The sequence below is a fragment of the Shewanella sp. MR-4 genome (genome assembly GCF_000014685.1).
GTDB lineage: Bacteria > Pseudomonadota > Gammaproteobacteria > Enterobacterales > Shewanellaceae > Shewanella.
Genome location: NC_008321.1, coordinates 4056867 through 4076122 on the forward strand (window position 1 = coordinate 4056867; position 19256 = coordinate 4076122).

A 19256-nucleotide genomic window follows, 5' to 3' on the forward strand; every position below is an offset into this window, starting at 1 on the left:
GATTAACCTACGATGGCCATCAGGTCAGCTTCTGACAGGATCAAGACTTCTTGACCGTCGATTTTTTCTTTCTTAACACCGTAACCTTCATTGAAGATCACTACATCACCCACTTTCACATCTAGAGGTCTTACAGTGCCGTTTTCTAAAATACGGCCATTACCTACTGCAAGGACTTCCCCGCGAGTCGATTTTTCGGCAGCGCTGCCAGTTAATACAATGCCACCCGCAGAAGTTGATTCAACTTCTAAACGCTTAACGATTACGCGGTCATGTAATGGACGAATATTCATCTATGAACTCTCCTAATGATTTAATGCCCAACAATCGAGGCGATTTTGTGATGAAAAAGAGGAAGCATTTCCGCCTTCCCCTTTGATGTCTGTGATATGGGGTTTATCCCCACCAGATCCAAGTGCCTTTACAAAAAAAAATTCAAATTTTTGATGTCGGTTTTTTCAAGCGGGCACAATCCTGCTAGAATTCGGCCTCCGCTCGCAAACAAGGCACAATTTCCCCCATGCAAGACAGACACGGGCTGCTTAGCGCGCCAATTGGTCGTGTACTGCTCAACATGAGCCTCCCTAACTTGATTGGCATTATGACCATTCTCGGGTTTAGCCTCGCTGACACTTTTTTTATCAGCCAATTAGGGACAGAAGCCTTAGCGGCGATCAGTTTTACCTTCCCTGTCACTTTGATTATTTCCAGCATTGCCATTGGCATTGGTGCCGGGGTATCCACGAATCTTGGCCGATTGATTGGCTCGGGTAACGCCACGCGGGCCAAGGTGTTTTTACACGATGCGCTGCTGCTGACCTTTATCCTGATCGCCAGTTTATCCGCCCTCGGCAGTATTTTTATCACACCACTTTTTAGCTTGCTCGGCGCCAATGACACCAGTCTGCCGCTCATTCATGACTATATGATGTATTGGTATGTGGGCGCGCCGCTGTTGGTGTTATTGATGGTAGGCAACCAAGGCTTACGCTCAACCGGGGATACTCGCTCACCCGCAATGATTATGACGCTGGCGGCGATTATTAACTTGATCCTCGACCCTTTGCTTATTTTCGGTATTGGGCCTTTTCCACGCTTAGAGATCCAAGGAGCGGCGATTGCCACCCTGTTCTCGTGGCTTATTGCCCTGTCACTCTCGGGCTATTTGCTGATTATTAAGCGCCGAATGCTTGAACGGGCCGCATTTGATATCGATAGAATGCGCGCTAACTGGAGCAAACTCGCCCATATCGCCCAGCCAGCGGCCCTGATGAATTTAATTAATCCACTCGCCAATGCGGTGATTATGGCGATGCTGGCCCATATCGACCACAGCGCCGTTGCCGCCTTTGGTGCGGGCACGCGCTTAGAATCCGTTCTCTTGATTGTGGTGATGGCGCTCTCCTCGAGCCTAATGCCGTTTATCGCGCAAAATCTTGGTGCTGGCCAAACCCAAAGGGCGAAACAGGCTTTGCTGTTATCGCTTAAATTTATCTTAGTATTCCAGACCTTACTCTATATTCCGCTGGCGTTTTTCGCCCAGCCACTGGCGAGTTTATTCAGTACCGATCCACAGGTGTTAGAGTGGTTAAGCTTCTATATTCTGGTGCTGCCCTGCGCTTACGGCCCCTTAGGCATAGTGATTATCTTTGCCACGGCGCTCAATGCGTACCACAGACCCATGAGCTCGCTAGTGATTAACCTGTGCCGTTTAGTGCTGCTGATGCTGCCGCTGGCGGCGCTGGGATCTTATATCGATGGCGTGAAAGGCTTATTGCTCGCACTCCCCATCACCAACCTCTTGATGGGGATTGCCTGTTATTATCTAGCCCAAAGGATTTGTGAACCTACCAAGGTCACGACCGCCGATGCTATCTAACTCATTGTCCTTATAGCCTTAACGACTGGTACCCGCAGCAGCGGTTAACCGCACGATAGCGACCAGAAACACACCTAAAGTACGCAATTAGGTGATGCTTTTGAGGCAAAAACGGACATCATTGGGCGGAAATGGTTCTTCCGAGGGTTTGCAACGGCGAGCTGAATTGCCGTCGGCACTCATATTCGTCGGTACGCCATTAGGCGCTAACTCTTGTATGATGAAGTCGATAAAGCGTCGGCTGGCAAGACTAACATAACGTCTTGATGGATAAGCCAAATAACATTCCCCAGGATGTGGTTCAATCTCGGGTAACAGGGTGACTAGCTGCCCTGCGGTCACATATTCACTCACCACTTCGGTCGGGGCATACACTATGCCTCGCCCTTGCAGGGCAAATTCGACGGCGACCTGCACACTGTTGGAGCAAAAATTGCCGCGAACCCTGACCGCTTGCTCCTCTCCAATCCATAACTCATTGAAGATTTTGCCGTTTGAGAGTCTAAACAAAGACACATTGTGAGATTCGATCTCCTGCGAGGTCTTAGGTGTGCCATGCTTCGCTAGGTAATCGGGGCTGGCATAAAAGCGCAGATCCGTGGTGAAGATTGGCCGCACCACTAAATCTAAGGTGTCCAGTGCCGGCTCGACCACAAAGGCTACATCGAGGTTATTCTTCACCATATCAACGGCTTCAGCACTGTTGATCACTTCTACCGTTAGCTTGGGATGCAGATCCATAAAACGGAAAATCGCCCGCATCAGCACGTTCATACTGTGAATGGGGAACATTTGGATACGAAGATGCCCGCTGATCTCGGCATCATCATTGGTCATCTCGAATAGGGTTTCATCGAGCTGGGCCAAGATATTCAAGGAACGTTGGTAAAAATGGCTTCCAGCCGAGGTGAGCGTCATCGAGCGGCTTTGGCGGTGGAATAGCTTGATATTCAGCTCATCTTCCAATGCCTGCAAACGGCGGCTGACAGTCGATTTAGGTAAGTTAAGTAAATCAGCAGCTTCGATCAAACTGCCGGTTTCGGCAATTCGGTGAAATAGCGCCAGGTCTTCAGTTTTCATCTTTAGCTTAATATCAATCTCATTATGTGGGATTCATAATCCCAAAGTATCCCGTTTATTGCAACAAATTTAACTGTTATCTTCGCGCTCCTAAAAAGCTGGTAATTTGTTATCGAGGACTGCCCTACCATGAAATCATATCGACTTCTTCCCTTAGCGGCGTTGTTGCCCGCCCTACTGACTGCCTGCACTCCCGCGGAAAGTTCAGTACAGGCAACCGCCATTCGCCCCGTCAAACTCTTTGAGGTGGTGCAACTCGAAGGAGGAGATTTTAGGACGTTTCCCGCTCGCGTCAGTGCCAATAGTCGCGCCGAATTGTCCTTTAGGATTTCAGGAGAACTGACTGATTTGGCCCTAGTGGAAGGGCAGCAAATCCGCCAAGGTAGCCTACTGGCCAAACTGGACGACAGGGATGCCCATAATAATTTAATGACCCGCGAAGCCGAGCATGAACTCTTGGCGGCGGATTTTCAGCGTAAAACCGAGCTACTCAAGCGCAAGCTAATCTCTCAAGCCGAGTTTGATAGCACCCAGGCACAGCTCAAATCGGCAAAAGCCGCATTGGCCGCCGCCCGTGACCAATTAAGCTATACCAAGCTGATTGCTCCCTTTAGTGGCACAGTGGCAAAACGTTTAGTGGACAACCACCAAATCGTACAGGCCAACCAAGGGATTTTAACGCTGCAAAACAACAACCTGCTCGATGTTAGCATTCAAGTCCCCGAGGCGATGGCCGCCAGCTTAAATACCTATGTGCAGCAGCAAAACTTTACCGCTAAGGTGCGTTTTAGCGCATTAGCGGGAATGGAGTTTGATGCGAAATTCAAGGAATACTCAACTCAAGTCACCCCTGGCACTCAAGCCTATGAAGTGGTGTTCTCCTTACCTCAACCTAAAGATATTCAACTACTTCCGGGGATGAGCGCCGAGTTAACCCTAGCCTTAGTTAAAACACCAGTTCAAACCGCTTCGGCCATAGTGCCAGTTACTGCCATTGATAAACGCGATCAAGACGGCCAAGTTCAAGTGTGGGTGTATCAGTCTCAGTCGGGCGAAATCAAACCCACAGCGGTCACCTTAGGTCGTGTCACCAGTCAAGGTATCGAAGTATTAGGCGGCATCAACAAGGGCGATTTAATTGTGAGTGCGGGTGTATCCCAATTAGCCGACGGAATGAAAGTGAAGCCACTACGCTGGCAACGCGGAGTGTAATTCATGAATATTGCAGAGTATTCTATCCGCCACAAAGTCATCAGTTGGATGTTTGTATTGCTGCTACTTGTCGGTGGTGGCGTGAGTTTTACGGGTCTTGGACAATTAGAATTTCCCGAATTTACCATTAAAGAAGCCCTAGTGATCACCGCCTATCCAGGTGCGTCACCGGAGCAAGTGGAAGAAGAAGTTACCCTTCCCCTCGAAGATGCCTTGCAACAACTCGATGCGGTGAAACATGTCACCTCAATCAACAGTGCGGGCCTGTCGCAGATCCAAATTGAGATTAAAGAAAATTACGATAAAACCAGCCTGCCTCAGGTATGGGATGAAGTGCGTCGTAAGGTCAACGACACCGCAGGGCAATTGCCTCCCGGTACCAGTACGCCCAAGGTATTTGACGACTTTGGCGATGTCTACGGCATTTTATTTAACCTGTCAGGCCCCGATTATAGCAACCGCGAATTAAGCAATTATGCGGACTATTTACGCCGCGAAATCGTGCTGGTACCCGGCGTGAAAAAAGTCTCAGTGGCGGGCAGCGTCACCGAGCAAGTTGTGATTGAAATTTCCCAACAAAGACTCTCGGCACTGGGACTAGACCAAAGCTATATCTACGGCTTGATCAACAACCAAAACGTAGTCTCCAATGCAGGCAGTTTAGTGGTTGGCGATAATCGCATTCGTATCCATCCCACCGGGGAATTTAGCAGTGTGCAGGATCTGGCGCGTCTGATCGTCAGCCCGCCCGGTAGCACCGAACTTATCTATCTTGGTGACATTGCCAATATAGAAAAAGATTACGATGAAACCCCGGATGTGCTCTATCACAACCGTGGCGAGACGGCTTTATCACTGGGGATTTCCTTCTCTAGCGGTGTTAACGTGGTTGAAGTCGGTAAAAGTGTGAGTCAGCGCCTTGCCGAGCTGGAGTCACAGCGCCCGATTGGAATGAACCTAGACACGGTTTATAACCAGAGCCTGGCGGTAGATGACACTGTTAACGGCTTTTTAATCAACCTATTAGAATCCATCGCCATCGTTATTGCCGTACTCCTGCTGTTTATGGGTTTACGCTCAGGTTTATTGATGGGCTTAATCCTGCTGCTCACCATTCTCGGCACCTTTATCGTGATGAAAGTGCTGGGTATTGAGCTGCAACTTATCTCCCTCGGCGCATTGATTATCGCCCTAGGTATGCTGGTCGATAACGCCATTGTAGTGACAGAAGGCATTTTGATTGGCCTGCGTCGTGGTAAGACTCGCCTCGAAGCCGCCAAGCAAATTGTGTCGCAAACCCAATGGCCACTGCTTGGCGCCACCGTTATCGCGATTATCGCCTTTGCGCCAATTGGTTTATCACAAAATGCCGCGGGAGAATTTTGTCGTTCACTGTTCCAAGTGTTAATGATCTCTTTATTTATCAGTTGGATTACCGCAATCACCCTAACGCCCTTCTTCTGCCATTTGCTGTTTAAAGATGCGCCAGCCGATGATGAAGAAGAACAGGATCCCTACAAGGGTTGGTTCTTTAGCCTATACCGCGTGAGTTTGACCTTTGCCCTACGTTTTAGACTCGCCAGCATTGTATTGGTCGGCGTCATGCTCGTTAGCGCCGTGATTGGCTTTGGTCATATCAAAAATGTGTTCTTCCCCGCGTCGAATACACCAATCTTCTTTGTGGATATTTGGATGCCCGAAGGCACTGATATCAAAGGTACCGAGCGTTTTACCGCCGATATTGAAAAGCTGTTACTCAAGCAAGCCGAGGAGCAACACAGCGGCCTAAAACACTTAACCTCAGTGATCGGTCAAGGTGCGCAGCGCTTTATCCTGCCCTATCAACCCGAAAAGGGTTATCCAGCCTATGCGCAGCTGATTATCGAGATGGAGGATCTAGCGTCGCTCAAAGTCTATATGCCAGAGTTAGAAACCCTGTTAAATCAACGATTCCCACAGGCGCAATATCGATTCAAGAATATGGAAAACGGCCCTTCTCCGGCCGCGAAGATTGAAGCACGCTTCTACGGCGATGATCCTGAGGTGCTGCGTGCGCTGGGCGCACAGGCCGAAGCTATCTTCAATGCAGAGCCGAGTATGGACGGTATTCGCCATGACTGGCGCAATCAAGTGCCCTTGATCCGCCCGCAACTGGAAAACGCCCAAGCGAGGGAGACAGGGATCAGTAAGCAAGATCTGGATAATGCGCTGCTGATTAACTTTAGCGGTAAACAAATCGGGCTTTACCGTGAAACCAGTCATTTGCTGCCCATAGTTGCGCGCGCTCCAGCCGAAGAGCGTTTACAGGCGGACAGCCTGTGGAAGCTGCAAATTTGGAGCACCGAGCACAATACCTTTGTGCCAGCCACACAAGTGGTCAGTCAGTTTGAGACCCAGTGGGAAAATCCATTGGTAAAACGTCGCGACCGGATGCGGATGTTAGCGGTACTGGCCGATCCTAAGCTTGGCAGCGATGAAACCGCCGATTCTGTACTACACAAAGTAAAAGATAAGGTTGAAGCCATCAGCTTGCCAACGGGCTACCACTTAGAGTGGGGCGGCGAGTATGAGACAGCAGGTGAAGCGCAAACGGCGGTATTTAGCTCGATTCCTATGGGTTATTTAGTGATGTTTTTAATCACAGTATTCCTATTTAACTCTGTGCGTCAGCCCTTAGTGATTTGGTTTACCGTGCCACTCGCCTTGATTGGGGTGTCAGCCGGACTCCTGTTATTCGATGCTCCCTTTAGCTTTATGGCGCTGCTGGGCCTACTGAGTCTCTCGGGCATGGTGATTAAAAATGGCATTGTGTTGGTCGATCAGATCAACCTAGAGCTCGGTGAAGGTAAACCCGCCTACGCCGCCCTTGTCGATTCGAGCGTGAGTCGTGTGCGCCCAGTGTTAATGGCGGCGATCACCACAATGCTCGGGATGATACCGCTGATCCCCGATGCCTTTTTCGGCTCCATGGCGATCACTATCATCTTTGGTTTAGGTTTTGCCTCATTGCTGACGCTTATCGTGCTGCCAGTGATGTACAGCTTAGCCTTCAATATCAAACCGAATGCAGTAGCTGGTGCAGTCAACAACTAGCACAGCACTCCCCCTAAACGCTTCCCGGCGTGGCCGATCGATGCAGTTCATTACTCATCGATTGGCCTTTTCTTTTCCGCTTGCACGCCAGCACACTGATACAAAAATGCCTAAATTTCATCTTGGTTATCGACAAAATCTAGGCGCGGTAGGTAAGACGGGATAACTATCGAGTCAGGCGTTAATTAACGACCTTTTTCACCACTTTCTTGGCATCAACTCCCTCTTTTTTATCGTGCTTGTCGTGTTCGTGCTTATCTTGCTTCAGCGCATCGGAGGCTTTGTCGGATAGCTTATCGTCGGGTTTGATATCATCGACCTTGTCGGTGACTTTATCCTTGGCATCGCCAACGGCGTCCTTAGCATCTTCCGCCTTGCGCTCAGCGGCTTTCTCCGGAGTACAACGGCCACTCACACCCGTGGTAGCCTTGACCGCCGCATTTTTGGCGACTTTTTCGGGGTCGCAATTAGGATCTAAGGGCCCTGCCACGGCGCTATAGGTGATCAGCGAGCAAGTTACGACAGACAATAATCCCGACATCAGCTTTAACTTAGTTAGGTGCATATTCAACCTCCATGAATAATATGTTCGAGGTTTACTATAGTACGCCCCTAAATCGAAGCAAAGGTTGCAGGAGTGATCCACCGCAGACTATCGTGACAAAGCCCAAATAAAAATAAACTCCCAAAGGTTTGCACCCATGGGAGTTTGCAGAATGAAGATAAGTTAACTGATTAATCTGTCAGTATAAATGCTAAGCTTTTGGATCTTTTGGCTGAGCGTCTTTAGGCTCATTCGCTTTCGCATCAAGGTCTTGGTCGGTCAATTGATGACTCTCGGGCCGTTTATCGCTCGGATCGGCCTTATGCTCAAAGTCCCCTTCATACACATTGCCGTCGGAGTGAGTATGTTGCTCAAAGGGAGATTGGCCAAATGGATTCGACTGCGAGCCAGAATGAGGTCCAAATGGACCCGCACCAAAACCGCCGTGCATACCGCCCTGTAAACCAGACACCACACGCAGCTGCATACGCTTAAACACTAAGGCGGCAATCGGGCGGCGCGTTAAGGGTGTGAGTAATAATAGACCAATAAAATCAGTCACAAAGCCAGGAATAACCAGCAATACACCCGCCATGGCTAACATCATGCCTTCGACAATTTCCTGTCCTGGCGCCTCGCCTCGGGTGAGTTTTTGCTGCACTTGCATCAGCGTGCTCAGTCCTTGGCTACGCACGAGGGATACACCCAACACGGCGGTAAATAACACCAGACCAATAGTGGTCCAAGTGCCAAGCACTTCGCCCACACGAATTAACACTGACAGTTCGACAACTGGGATCAGCACAAATAATAAAAACAGGATTAAAAACATACCGACCTCAGATTTATCTCGCTTATTTGAAAACTAAATGGGGGCTATCCGGTCTTAATTCAAGTCATTCGGCAGGAGCTGTCTGTAAAGGAGTGAAACTTCTGATATTTAGCTCACTGTTTTGTTACCAGCTTAATGTATGAGACCATAAAAACACGTAAAGTAGCTTAGCCTAATAGCCTTAAGCGAAGTTTAAGATTGTTAAGGGACGATACCTCACACCATGCAAGCTCAGTATCTCGTGGTCAGCACTAGCTGCCCTGATGAAGTTCAAGCCAAACGCATCGCTCGCGCCTTAGTGGACGCGCGCATCGCCGCTTGCGTGCACATTTCGGCGCCGATCCGCTCCATTTATGCATGGGAAGGAAAAATCTGTGAGGAGCAAGAAATTAGCTTACACATTAAATGTTTACAAAGCCGCTATGCCGAGTTAGAACAGCTTGTGCTAAAACTCCACCCTTATCAAGTGCCTGAAATTATTGCCGTACCCGTGACTCACGGGCTACCAGCCTACTTAGATTGGATAAAAGATAACACTCAGCCATGAAAAAACTACTTAGCCTTATTTTCACCGCGTTACTGTTCCTTACGTCTCTCACCCTAAGTGGCAACGCCTTCGCCAATAGCTTTGGTTTTCTAAAAAGCGAACCCGAGTTAATGCCCGTCGATCAAGCCTTTGCCTTCGATTTTAAGCAAGAAGGTAATAAGGTCACCCTCAATTGGGTGATTGCCGATGGCTATTATATGTATCGGGATAAGCTCAAATTTAGCGTCAATGGCGCCGAACTTGGCACCATCGACCTGCCAAAGGGTAAGCCCCACAACGACGAATATTTCGGTGAGCAAGAGGTTTACTACACCTATATCGATATTCCCGTTGGCCTGAAACAAGCCGATGATAACGGCACCTTAAGCGTGACCTTTATGGGCTGCGCCGAGGGTAAACTCTGTTATCCACCGACCAAACGTGATGTGACCCTAAAAGCTGTCGCGGCCAATGATGGGAACATTGCAACGGGTGCAGACAGCAACGAAACGACTGAACCTACCGCCACTGCTGATGCTAAGCAAACAGGTAGCGCCCCAAGCCAACCTATTACTCAGCAGGACAGCCTAAGCCAGATGCTGTCTAACGACAGTTTACTCTGGACCTTAGTGATCTTCTTCGGCCTAGGGATTGGTCTGGCGCTCACGCCTTGCGTCTTCCCTATGTATCCGATCCTATCGGGCATTATTGTCGGCCAAGGGCAAAAACTATCAACCGCCAAAGCCTTCACCCTGTCGATGGCCTATGTGCAAGGTATGGCGATCACCTACTCGATTTTAGGTCTAGTGGTTGCCTCTGCAGGGATGAAATACCAAGCGGCGCTACAGCATCCCGCTGTGCTGATCTTTTTAGCAATCCTGTTCTTTGTGCTCAGTTTATCCATGTTTGGTTTGTACGATCTCAAACTGCCTTCTAGCTGGCAGGAGAAGATGAACTCGATTTCAAACAATCAAAAGGGCGGCAATTTAGTTGGCGTGTTTTTGATGGGGGTGATCTCAGGATTAGTGGCCTCACCTTGTACTACGGCCCCGCTCTCAGGCGCCTTAGTCTATGTGGCGCAAACTGGCGATTTATTGCAAGGTTTCCTCGCGCTCTACGTGCTGAGTATGGGTATGGGTGTACCGCTACTCATCATTGGTACCTCGGGTGGTAAGTTACTGCCACGCGCTGGCGCTTGGATGAATATCATTAAAACCGTGTTCGGTTTCCTCCTGATTGCGGTATCGATTGTGATGCTTGGCCGTATTTGGACGGGCGTGGTTTCCGATCTGCTCTGGTCGCTGTGGGGCATTAGCTTTACCGGTTACCTGATGCACCAAAACAAACTCAGCGCCTTTAACTGGAAACAAACCGTGCGCTCAGTGCTGCTGACACTCACGCTGTTGGCCAGCTTCTCCTACGGTTTCCAAGCGGTCATGGGCCACTTTGGCTTTACCCATGCGCCAATGGGCGGCGTGGCGACAACTGAGGAGGAACACGGCTTTAAACGGATTAAATCCATTGAAGATTTAGACCGTGAAATCGCCGCAGCGACTGCTGCGGGCAAGCCCGTGATGCTGGACCTCTACGCCGATTGGTGTGTGGCCTGTAAAGAGTTTGAAGCCATCACCTTTAAGGACGCCGAAGTCTTAGCGCGGATGAATAAAATAGTGTTATTGCAGGCCGACGTGACTAAGAGTGATGCCATTGATGTGGCACTGCTGGAGAAATACAATGTCCTCGGTTTACCCACGCTGCTGATGTTTAATGAGCAAGGCGAGCAAAGGGAAGATTTAAGAGTGACTGGCTTTATGGGACCGAAAGAATTTGCCGCCCATTTAGATCACTTAGTGAAATAACCTCGGCTAAAGCGCCAAATTATCACTGCGCCGTTTTAGCGTAAAACCAATAAAAAGCGGACTTTTTTCATTAAAAGTCCGCTTTTTTATCACGCTGTCATCGATTTCTTATACAATCCCTGTTTAACGTGGACTTTTTAGATTGGAGCATTATGGAACCGGCTATTCTCATCATTACACTTATCTGCGGCATGCTGGTTAGCCGCATAGGGCTGCCTCCCCTGATCGGCTACTTAGTGGCAGGCTTTGTACTCTTTGTTTTTGGTATTGAAAAAGAAAGCCTGCCCCTATTACAAGAACTCGCTAACCTCGGGGTCACCTTATTACTGTTTGCCATTGGCCTAAAACTCGATATTCGTAGCCTCTTTAAGGCCGAAGTCTGGGCGGGCTCGAGCATACATTTAGTGCTCTCCATGGTGCTGTTTATTCCCATACTCAAAATCCTCGGCCTGATTGGCTTAAGCCAGCTCGACGGTTTGAGCGTGGCACAACTGTCTTTAATCGCCTTCGCGCTTAGCTTCTCCAGTACGGTATTCGCGATTAAGGTGTTGGAAGATAAAGGCGATGTGCAGTCACTCTATGGCCGCGTCGCCATTGGTATCCTGATTATGCAGGATATTTTTGCCGTGGTATTTTTAACCATTTCTAAGGGGGCGGTCCCATCAGTCTGGGCGCTGGCGCTATTGCTGTTACCTCTGGCAAAACCGCTGATTTACAAAGCCTTCGACCGTGTCGGCCACGGCGAACTCTTAGTGCTATTTGGATTAGTGATGGCGCTGGTTGTCGGCGCTTGGTTATTTGAATCCGTCGGCCTCAAACCGGATCTCGGCGCGCTTATCATCGGGATTTTACTCGCGGGGCATAAAAAGGCCTCTGAGCTGGCCAAATCCTTGTTCTACTTTAAAGAACTCTTCCTTGTCGCCTTCTTCTTAACCATTGGTCTCAATGGTTTACCCACGGTATCCGATGTGGTGCTCGCGGCATTACTGGTGCTGTTAGTGCCGTTAAAAATCCTGTTGTTCGTCTACATTCTTACTCGCTTTAAGCTGCGTTCACGCACCTCTATGTTGGCCTCATTCAACTTAGGTAACTTCTCTGAGTTCGGCCTTATCGTGGCCGCCGTTGCCACCAGCAAAGGTTGGCTACCACCACAATGGCTGGTGATTATCGCCGTAGCCTTAAGTTTCAGCTTCTTATTTGCGGCGCCACTCAACGCTACCGTGGGCAATATTTATCAACGCTTCCAACAACGTCTGATAAGGCTAGAGAAGCCTCCGCTTCACCCAGAAGACAGGCCGATTGCCATAGGTAATCCCCGCTTCTTGATCTTAGGTATGGGCCGCATTGGTAGCGGAGCCTACGATGAACTGCGCGCGCGTTTCGATGGTGAAATCCTCGGGATTGAACACAAGCAGGAACTGGTGGATTTACACCGAGCCAATGGCCGTAATGTGGTTCAAGGGGATGCCGCGGATACCGACTTTTGGGAGAAACTCGACAAAGCACCGAATCTTGAGTTAGTGCTGCTGGCCATGCCGCACCATACGGGTAATCTGTTCGCCGTTGAGCAGCTTAAGAAGCTGAACTATCAGGGTAAACTCAGCGCCATCGTGCAATACGGCGATGATGCCGCCTCACTGAGAACCTCTGGTGTACACAGTGTGTATAACTTGTACGAAGCGGCGGGGGCGGGTTTTGTCGACCATGTGATTCATGAGCTGTTACCCGATTCTGAAACCCGCGCAGCGGTCGAAGCCAATGCTGAGGACACAAACTCTCGCACCGCTTAAGCTAGCCTTGAATAAAAATCATCTTATCTAGTCTGATGTTGGCTCAGGAAATTAACTACCTGAGCCAATTTATCTCGCACCTCAAAATGTTAAAAACAATTAAAATCAATCAATTGTAATTATGCATCAAACTACGCGAATGGGTTGCCTGTTCTGTATCGATTTTCCCTAACGAGACTATCGTCTATACCCTACAAAATCTCAGTTACAACACTGAGTTAGTCGTGATATAAATCGAAGACAAGAACGCAATTTAGCCCAGCTTTTTTGGAAGTCTTCTCAGCATGTCGAACCCTGCGCAGCGCGCCACTAAGTTATTTGTCCAAACCTTTGGCACTAAAGCCGATGATTTATACCAAGCCCCAGGTCGGGTTAATTTGATCGGTGAATATACGGATTACAACGACGGCTTCGTATTGCCCGCCGCCATTAATTTTCATACTGTGATTGCGGTTAAACGCCGAGACGACAATAAGTTTCGCGCCGTTGCCGACGCCTTTCCGGGGCAAATCAAGGAATGGAGCTTCGGTAAAGACACCGAAATCAATCCTGAGGATGGTTGGGTTAATTATCTCAAAGGCTTGACCGTGGCCATGGCCAACACTGGGCTTATCGCCAAAGGGTTAGACTTAGCGGTTGTCGGCGATGTGCCATTAGCCGCGGGTCTGTCTTCCTCCGGCGCCTTAGTCGTCGCCTTTGGCACCGCCATTAGCGACAGCAGCCAACTGCATTTATCTCCTATGGCGGTTGCACAACTCGCTCAGCGCGGTGAATATCGATATGTCTCATCGGCTTGCAGCATTATGGACCATATGATCTGCGCCATGGGCGAACCGGATCATGCCTTGCTCATCGATTGTCTGGATCTGGATAGCGAGCCTATTGCGATCCCTGAAAATCTCAGCCTTATCATTATCGATGCCCATATCGAAAAACAACGTCTGGCGGCAACGAATCAACAGCGCCGTGAAGAATGCGCACAGGCTGCCGAGCATTTTGGTCTCGATGCCCTGCGCCACCTCGACCTGCGCCAGCTCGAAAGTGCTAAAGATCAATTGGATGACACCCTGTATCGCCGCGCCAAACACGTAGTCACCGAAAACAAACGCACTCAGAGTGCCGCTCGGGCGCTAGAGCAAAATAATCTATCTAAATTCAGTTTGTTAATGGCACAGTCCCATCAATCTCTGCGGGATGATTTTGAGGTGACACTGCCCGAATTTGACACTTTGGTGGACATAGTCGGCCAAGTGATTGGAGAGCGTGGCGGCATTCGCATGACCGACGGTTGTGTCGTCGCCTTAGTGGATCACGAACTCACCGATGCCGTGGTCTCGGCGGTCGAGCATGCATTTTATGAACAGACCGGAATCGATGCCACTGTGTATCTCTGCTCCGCGAGTGCTGGCGCGGGGCGCATCGACATCTAGTCCGTCAATCACGCTCAATCCATTCTTCCAAACAAATACCATACGAATTCAACCTATGGTATTTGTTGTTTTTAAGAGGCAAAATCAAGCGGTTAAATCACATTAGAGGGAAGCTAAATGGTGCGTTTCAGTGTACTAGATCCTTGGACCGATCCCCGCGGCGGTGAAATCGAACGTGTGCGGATAGACAATGGCATCATCGCCTTAGAAGTGCTCAGCTTAGGTGGCATTATTCGCTCACTTTGGACGCCCGATAAACAGGGTCAACGCGCCAATATCGTACTTGGCTGCGACAGTGCCGAAGATTATCTAACCCAAAACGCCCACCTTGGCGCTATCGCAGGGCGCTTTGCCAACCGTATTGCGATGGGCAAGATGCAATATCAAGGGCATGAATATCAACTGGATATCAATCAGGCCAGCAACTGCTTGCACGGCGGCCGCGAAGGTTTTAATCGAAAAAACTGGCACTTAGGCCAACTTCCCGACGGTGTGCGTTTATCGCTAGTCAGCCCAGATGGCGACATGGGCTTCCCCGGCAATTGCACTGTCCAGTTAGACTATCGCCTCGCAGCCAATAATCTCTATGTGGAAATCCTCGCCTCGGTGGATAAACCTTGCCCCGTCAGTCTGACGCAGCATTCCTACTTCAACCTCGACAGCCAGCCGAACAATCATCAACATCGGATGCAAATCGATGCGACACGCTACCTCACCATGAATGAGGTGGGCGTGCCTACGGGGATAGCCGAGGTCAAAAACAGTATTTTTGATTTAACTCAGGGCGTTACTCTTGGGGATAAACTCCAAGATCCGGCGCTGGCCAGCACCCAAGGTTATGATCATTGTTATCTGATGGATAATCCCGATGGCGCGCTGCGCCGTTTTGGCTGCCTATCGAGCCCAGTCAGTGGTCGCGCCATGACAGTCTTTACCAATCAGCCCGGCGTGCAGCTCTACTGCGCGAACTTTTTAGCGGGAACCCTAGGGCGAAACCAACAAAGTTTGGACCAATATCAGGGCGTGTGTATTGAGCCGCAAAAATTGCCTGACTCGCCCAATCAACCCCAACTGGGTGATGACGCTTGGTTAGTACCGGGGAAAATCTACCATCATATCAGCCGCTATCAATTTGATATTGAAGGCTAAAATGAGTGCATTTCGGGATAAGTTTGTCGAATAAAGGAAGGAAAAGCTGGTAAGGAATAAAGTGATTTATTCCTTACCCTAACCAAATTTGCCCTAGGCAAACTCAGTGTTAATCGTCGAAATCATCGCCCCAATCTTCATCAAAATCGGCGCCAATGGCATCGGTTTCAATTTCAGGCTCAACCTCAGCCTTAGCCTTACGAACAGGGCCTGACTCTTTCACATTGTTCAGGTCGATACGAGCTTGATGCTTGCCCATAAATTGAGCTCGAGCTGCTTTCCATGCGCCGCTAAACTTAGCTTCAGCCGCTTTTACCGCTGCATCATCTAAGTCATGTAGGTTTACTTTTACGATGTCTTCTACATACTCAACAATAGCATCACGTTCGGTATTGTAGAGGTAGATTCGTCCAGGGGAAGCCTCTGGCAGCTGGTTGTCATGGACGACAATCGCGTTGCCCTTCGATGTTCTCAGCTCACCATACCAAACCTGTTTCTTTGCTGTGTTATACATATATGCCAATACCCTTAAATCAACACATACACTATGAGTTTTTTAGTCTGAATAAGCGAAGCGTCGCTTGCTTTGATCCACGAATAGCGCCGGAAAGTCTCTGACGTTTTCAACTGGGTATTTTTACAGAATATTTCCGATAATCAATGCCTCATACCATGAAATTTTCACTTATTACGCATTAATTTCGGCCAAAGTCTCTAAAAAATTTTGTCATTAACGACTTTAGTCTAAAAAAACATCACAGCAAGTTTTAATTCGACGGCTCACCTCCATCAAAGGATTGAGGCGAGCGCCTTTACACATATGTAGCGCAGTGGGATCACAAGGTTAATACGACTTTGCCTCTATGTTCTCCCGATTGCATCAGCGCATGGGCCTTAGCAGCCTCGGCCAGAGGAAAGGTGGCACAGATATGCGGCACGATTTGCTGGCTATCGAGCAAAGGCCAAACATGCTCGGCTAATTGCTTGGCGATTTCGGCTTTTGCCTCTACGGTCTGAGGTCTTAAGGTCGAGCCAGTCCACACAATACGTTTGGCCATCAGCTGCAGAATGTTCACTTCAGCCTTGGCACTACGCTGAGTCGACACCGACACCATGCGGCCATCCAAGGCTAATGCTTGAAGATTCAAGTTGATAAAGTCACCACCAGCGATATCAAACACCACATTGACGCCTTTACCCTGAGTAAAGGCCATGACTTCTTCAACAAAATTTTGGGTGTTGTAATTCACCACCAGATGGGCGCCTAATCCCGAGCAATAGTCGCGCTTTTCATCCTGCCCCGTGGTCGTAATCACGGTCGCACCAAGGTGCTTAGCAAGGGAAATCGCCGTGCTGCCAATGCCACCCGAGCCGCCGTGGATCAACACGGTTTCACCCGCCTTGAGTCCCGCGCGCATAAAGAGGTTGCCCCACACAGTGAAAAAGGTTTCGGGCAGCGCCGCGGCTTGCACCTCAGAAAAGCCCTGTGGGATAGGTAAACAATGGACTGCATAGGTCAAGGTATACTCACCATAGCCACCGCCGGGCACTAAGGCGCAAACCTTATCCCCCAGTTGCCATTGGGTCACGCCGTCGCCTAAGGCGCAGATCTCCCCCGCAACTTCCAGCCCAATAATCGGCGAGGCCCCAGGTGGTGGCGGATACATTCCCATCCTTTGTTTGATATCGGGACCATTTACCCCGACGGCACAGTTACGAATTAAGACTTGGCCAGCACTCAGTACGGGCAATGGCGAGCGTGTCAGCTGCATCACCTCAGGCTCGCCGGGCTGCTCAAGATAAATATGCGTGTAATCATGGGGTAATTCGGACATAACGTGCTCCTAGGAGAATACAGAGTACTGCCGCTAACAAGGCAGTCTTCACGGCTCGTTAGCAGCCATTTCAGGCATAGCTGTATATGGGGATAAATCGATAATCATAGCGACGATAGGGCTAGACTATCCCAAGTTTAAACACTAAAACTGGCATGTCTCTCAAAGCTTTTCAAGCGCTTGAACTCTTGCCTTGGCCTTAGCTTCGTAATCATTCGTAAAGGATTTAGCCAGTTCAATGCTGTGCTGATAGAGCGCAAGGGCGCGCTCTGGCTCAACGCTGCCACCTTCGCCCGTATCGAGTAGGCTCGCAAGCTGAAAATAGGCACGCCCCAACACATCCCGCTGCATCCCTTGTTTAGCGCCCTGCGAAACCACTTTTTCGAGCCAGATGCGAACTTGGTGCGCATCACGCGTGTCGGGTTTTAACAGAATATCCGCATATTCTGCGGCAGCATACAAATCCCGCTCGGCGGCAATCTGCCAAAACTCTTGGCTTTGTTCAAAATCCTCGAGCAAATAATAGTAATCACTGGCGGCGCTATGGGCTAAGGCCGGATCAACCTGCACACTCATACGATAGTGAGTTAACGCTGCCGTTTCATCATGGTAGGGCGACCAAGGCAATGCTTGGTACAGCGCCATCATACTCATGGCCTCGGGGACACCTTGGCTAACCAACCGATTTAACTGCTGCCAAGCCTTCACTTCCGCACTTTTTGCCTCGGCTGTATTCGGCTTGCCTTGCAGTATGGTCTCAAACGGCTGACGAATAAGTTCCAGTTTGGCCTCGACATCCCCAAGCCTAGCCGCGCGTTGTAACCAATAACGGCTCAGCTCAACCTCGCCCGCATAGGCAGCTTGTGATTGCATCCACTGAATAGCGATTAAGTCATCGCCCTCGGCCGCCTCGCGATAGAATTTTCGCGCCTTTTCTTTATCCTGCGTCAACGCATGACCTGCCCAATAGATTTGCGCTAACAATCGCTTATCTTCGGCCTTGGCACTTGCGCTTAAGGTATTGAGCATAGATTCAGGCTTACCATAGGCATAGAGGTGAACATCCCCACGCGGATAACGATACTCAGTGCCATCGGGGTAATGCACCGAAATATGCTCTGGCTGACGCCACACATTCACTTGATAATCTGTCAGAATTTCTGGATTAAACTGCACCCGCAGCACTGGCTGTTTATCGAATCGCACCATTTGTGTCGCCGCGCTTGACCATAAACGGCTGCTCGATTGCAGATTACTCTTAAGCTTTACCTCAAAGGGGCTGTCGGTCTTGGGGCTGTAAATCACCACAGGGTAATACACGGGATTGAGGCTAAGCGGCAACGCCGCAACCAGATTGGTATCTTCTTCGCTGCCAGCAAGCACGGGCTCGATAGTCAGCTCCTGACTCAGATAAAACCCATCGTGGGGCGAAGCTTTAGCGGGCAACTCATTCGATGTTAATAATGGCGATATATGTAGGTATTTGTCTTTCAATGATTGTACTTTCTGCCACACGGGATGGCTTGGCAGCAGAGTCAGATCGAGGACTAAATCCTCCAACTGCCAATCACAATCACCGCCCCCTTGCAGTGCTAACGAGAGGCCGAATGATGTCGCGGTAGCGCCACTTTCAAGCGATTGACGCAATACTGAGCTTTTATTGAGCGTGGCACGATAGGGATTGGCAATATCACCATTCGGGAAACGGATTTCTTTACGGGTACAAGCCGAGGAAGTGTAATAACCCACCAATTCTAGCTGAGTATGAGAGGGTAAAGATCCTGAAAATTCAAAGCGCTGCGCATCCTTGGGTGGTGTAGTTTGATCGACGGGCAGTTCCCGCTGCCACAGACTATCCCAAAATCCAGCCCAAACTGGCGCAGAGTTAAAAAGGCTTAGACTCAGGATGATGCCTAGCCAAACCACTTTATAAATCAAACTCATAATGCCAGCTCTCCATTGCTGATGAGATTTAGTCGCTCTTGTTCAAATGTCTCTACATCGGTTTTCACCAATGGAACCACCCT

15 protein-coding genes are annotated in these 19256 nt (G+C 49.5%); 8 read left to right on the top strand and 7 right to left on the bottom strand.

What is annotated here, in order from left to right; all coding sequences use genetic code 11:
- Positions 1-2: 2 nt before the first annotated feature.
- Entirely contained in the window at positions 3-293 is a 291-nt protein-coding gene (locus tag SHEWMR4_RS17750) for a co-chaperone GroES (RefSeq protein ID WP_011071021.1), read from the bottom strand.
- Between the two features lie 227 nt (positions 294-520).
- Between SHEWMR4_RS17750 and SHEWMR4_RS17755 the strand changes: the two genes are divergently transcribed.
- Positions 521-1879 carry an MATE family efflux transporter gene (locus SHEWMR4_RS17755; RefSeq protein ID WP_011624130.1) on the top strand — a complete coding sequence of 453 codons (1359 nt, stop codon included), beginning with the start codon at positions 521-523 and terminating at the stop codon, positions 1877-1879.
- An 87-nt stretch (positions 1880-1966) separates the two neighbouring features.
- Here SHEWMR4_RS17755 and SHEWMR4_RS17760 read toward each other — a convergent pair whose 3' ends face one another.
- Entirely contained in the window at positions 1967-2959 is a 993-nt protein-coding gene (locus tag SHEWMR4_RS17760) for a LysR family transcriptional regulator (RefSeq protein WP_011624131.1), read from the bottom strand.
- A 129-nt stretch (positions 2960-3088) separates the two neighbouring features.
- Between SHEWMR4_RS17760 and SHEWMR4_RS17765 the strand changes: the two genes are divergently transcribed.
- Together SHEWMR4_RS17765 and SHEWMR4_RS17770 are read left to right on the top strand one after the other, a co-directional pair.
- On the top strand, positions 3089-4171 hold the full coding sequence (locus tag SHEWMR4_RS17765) for an efflux RND transporter periplasmic adaptor subunit (protein WP_011624132.1): 1083 nt from the start codon (positions 3089-3091) through the stop codon (positions 4169-4171).
- Positions 4172-4174: 3 nt separating this feature from the next.
- Entirely contained in the window at positions 4175-7264 is a 3090-nt protein-coding gene (locus SHEWMR4_RS17770) for an efflux RND transporter permease subunit (protein WP_011624133.1), read from the top strand.
- Positions 7265-7445: 181 nt separating this feature from the next.
- Here SHEWMR4_RS17770 and SHEWMR4_RS17775 read toward each other — a convergent pair whose 3' ends face one another.
- Positions 7446-7829 carry a hypothetical protein gene (locus tag SHEWMR4_RS17775; RefSeq protein ID WP_011624134.1) on the bottom strand — a complete coding sequence of 128 codons (384 nt, stop codon included), beginning with the start codon at positions 7827-7829 and terminating at the stop codon, positions 7446-7448.
- 190 nt (positions 7830-8019) lie between these two features.
- On the bottom strand, positions 8020-8640 hold the full coding sequence (locus SHEWMR4_RS17780) for an FxsA family protein (protein WP_011624135.1): 621 nt from the start codon (positions 8638-8640) through the stop codon (positions 8020-8022).
- Between the two features lie 223 nt (positions 8641-8863).
- Here SHEWMR4_RS17780 and cutA point away from each other — a divergent pair, with 223 nt between their 5' ends.
- The 5 genes from cutA to SHEWMR4_RS17805 all read left to right on the top strand — a co-directional run bounded on the left by cutA (position 8864) and on the right by SHEWMR4_RS17805 (position 15394).
- Positions 8864-9187 carry a divalent-cation tolerance protein CutA gene (cutA, locus tag SHEWMR4_RS17785; RefSeq protein WP_011624136.1) on the top strand — a complete coding sequence of 108 codons (324 nt, stop codon included), beginning with the start codon at positions 8864-8866 and terminating at the stop codon, positions 9185-9187.
- The gene (locus SHEWMR4_RS17790) at positions 9184-11025 is read left to right on the top strand and encodes a protein-disulfide reductase DsbD (RefSeq protein WP_011624137.1); all 1842 of its coding nucleotides are present in this window, start codon (positions 9184-9186) and stop codon (positions 11023-11025) included. Before cutA ends, SHEWMR4_RS17790 begins: the two co-directional genes overlap by 4 nt.
- 152 nt (positions 11026-11177) lie before the next feature.
- Positions 11178-12815, top strand: coding sequence for a cation:proton antiporter family protein (locus SHEWMR4_RS17795; protein ID WP_011624138.1), 1638 nt, complete (start codon positions 11178-11180; stop codon positions 12813-12815).
- Between the two features lie 284 nt (positions 12816-13099).
- Positions 13100-14245 carry a galactokinase gene (gene galK / locus SHEWMR4_RS17800; protein WP_011624139.1) on the top strand — a complete coding sequence of 382 codons (1146 nt, stop codon included), beginning with the start codon at positions 13100-13102 and terminating at the stop codon, positions 14243-14245.
- Positions 14246-14362: 117 nt separating this feature from the next.
- Positions 14363-15394, top strand: a complete 1032-nt coding sequence (locus SHEWMR4_RS17805) for an aldose epimerase family protein (protein WP_011624140.1) — start codon at positions 14363-14365, stop codon at positions 15392-15394.
- A gap of 109 nt (positions 15395-15503) precedes the next feature.
- On the opposite strand, the gene SHEWMR4_RS17810 is transcribed toward SHEWMR4_RS17805, so the two are convergent.
- The 3 genes from SHEWMR4_RS17810 to SHEWMR4_RS17820 all read right to left on the bottom strand — a co-directional run bounded on the left by SHEWMR4_RS17810 (position 15504) and on the right by SHEWMR4_RS17820 (position 19173).
- Positions 15504-15908 (bottom strand): hypothetical protein, encoded by a 405-nt coding sequence (locus SHEWMR4_RS17810; protein WP_011624141.1) that lies wholly within the window; start codon positions 15906-15908, stop codon positions 15504-15506.
- A gap of 322 nt (positions 15909-16230) precedes the next feature.
- On the bottom strand, positions 16231-17229 hold the full coding sequence (locus SHEWMR4_RS17815; RefSeq protein WP_011624142.1) for an NAD(P)H-quinone oxidoreductase: 999 nt from the start codon (positions 17227-17229) through the stop codon (positions 16231-16233).
- Between the two features lie 162 nt (positions 17230-17391).
- Positions 17392-19173: a tetratricopeptide repeat protein gene (locus tag SHEWMR4_RS17820; protein ID WP_011624143.1), complete on the bottom strand. Its 1782-nt coding sequence runs from the start codon at positions 19171-19173 to the stop codon at positions 17392-17394.
- Positions 19174-19256: the final 83 nt, after the last annotated feature.

What these genes read in the sequence shown, in the direction of transcription:
- SHEWMR4_RS17760 (WP_011624131.1), bottom strand. Translation starts at nt 2,959, where the DNA reads ATGAAAACTGAAGACCTGGCGCTATTTCACCGAATTGCCGAAACCGGC.
- galK (WP_011624139.1), top strand. Translation starts at nt 13,100, where the DNA reads ATGTCGAACCCTGCGCAGCGCGCCACTAAGTTATTTGTCCAAACCTTT.
- SHEWMR4_RS17820 (WP_011624143.1), bottom strand. Translation starts at nt 19,173, where the DNA reads ATGAGTTTGATTTATAAAGTGGTTTGGCTAGGCATCATCCTGAGTCTA.
- SHEWMR4_RS17790 (WP_011624137.1), top strand. Translation starts at nt 9,184, where the DNA reads ATGAAAAAACTACTTAGCCTTATTTTCACCGCGTTACTGTTCCTTACG.
- SHEWMR4_RS17765 (WP_011624132.1), top strand. Translation starts at nt 3,089, where the DNA reads ATGAAATCATATCGACTTCTTCCCTTAGCGGCGTTGTTGCCCGCCCTA.
- SHEWMR4_RS17775 (WP_011624134.1), bottom strand. Translation starts at nt 7,829, where the DNA reads ATGCACCTAACTAAGTTAAAGCTGATGTCGGGATTATTGTCTGTCGTA.
- SHEWMR4_RS17770 (WP_011624133.1), top strand. Translation starts at nt 4,175, where the DNA reads ATGAATATTGCAGAGTATTCTATCCGCCACAAAGTCATCAGTTGGATG.
- SHEWMR4_RS17815 (WP_011624142.1), bottom strand. Translation starts at nt 17,229, where the DNA reads ATGTCCGAATTACCCCATGATTACACGCATATTTATCTTGAGCAGCCC.
- SHEWMR4_RS17750 (WP_011071021.1), bottom strand. Translation starts at nt 293, where the DNA reads ATGAATATTCGTCCATTACATGACCGCGTAATCGTTAAGCGTTTAGAA.
- SHEWMR4_RS17780 (WP_011624135.1), bottom strand. Translation starts at nt 8,640, where the DNA reads ATGTTTTTAATCCTGTTTTTATTATTTGTGCTGATCCCAGTTGTCGAA.
- cutA (WP_011624136.1), top strand. Translation starts at nt 8,864, where the DNA reads ATGCAAGCTCAGTATCTCGTGGTCAGCACTAGCTGCCCTGATGAAGTT.
- SHEWMR4_RS17755 (WP_011624130.1), top strand. Translation starts at nt 521, where the DNA reads ATGCAAGACAGACACGGGCTGCTTAGCGCGCCAATTGGTCGTGTACTG.
- SHEWMR4_RS17810 (WP_011624141.1), bottom strand. Translation starts at nt 15,908, where the DNA reads ATGTATAACACAGCAAAGAAACAGGTTTGGTATGGTGAGCTGAGAACA.
- SHEWMR4_RS17805 (WP_011624140.1), top strand. Translation starts at nt 14,363, where the DNA reads ATGGTGCGTTTCAGTGTACTAGATCCTTGGACCGATCCCCGCGGCGGT.
- SHEWMR4_RS17795 (WP_011624138.1), top strand. Translation starts at nt 11,178, where the DNA reads ATGGAACCGGCTATTCTCATCATTACACTTATCTGCGGCATGCTGGTT.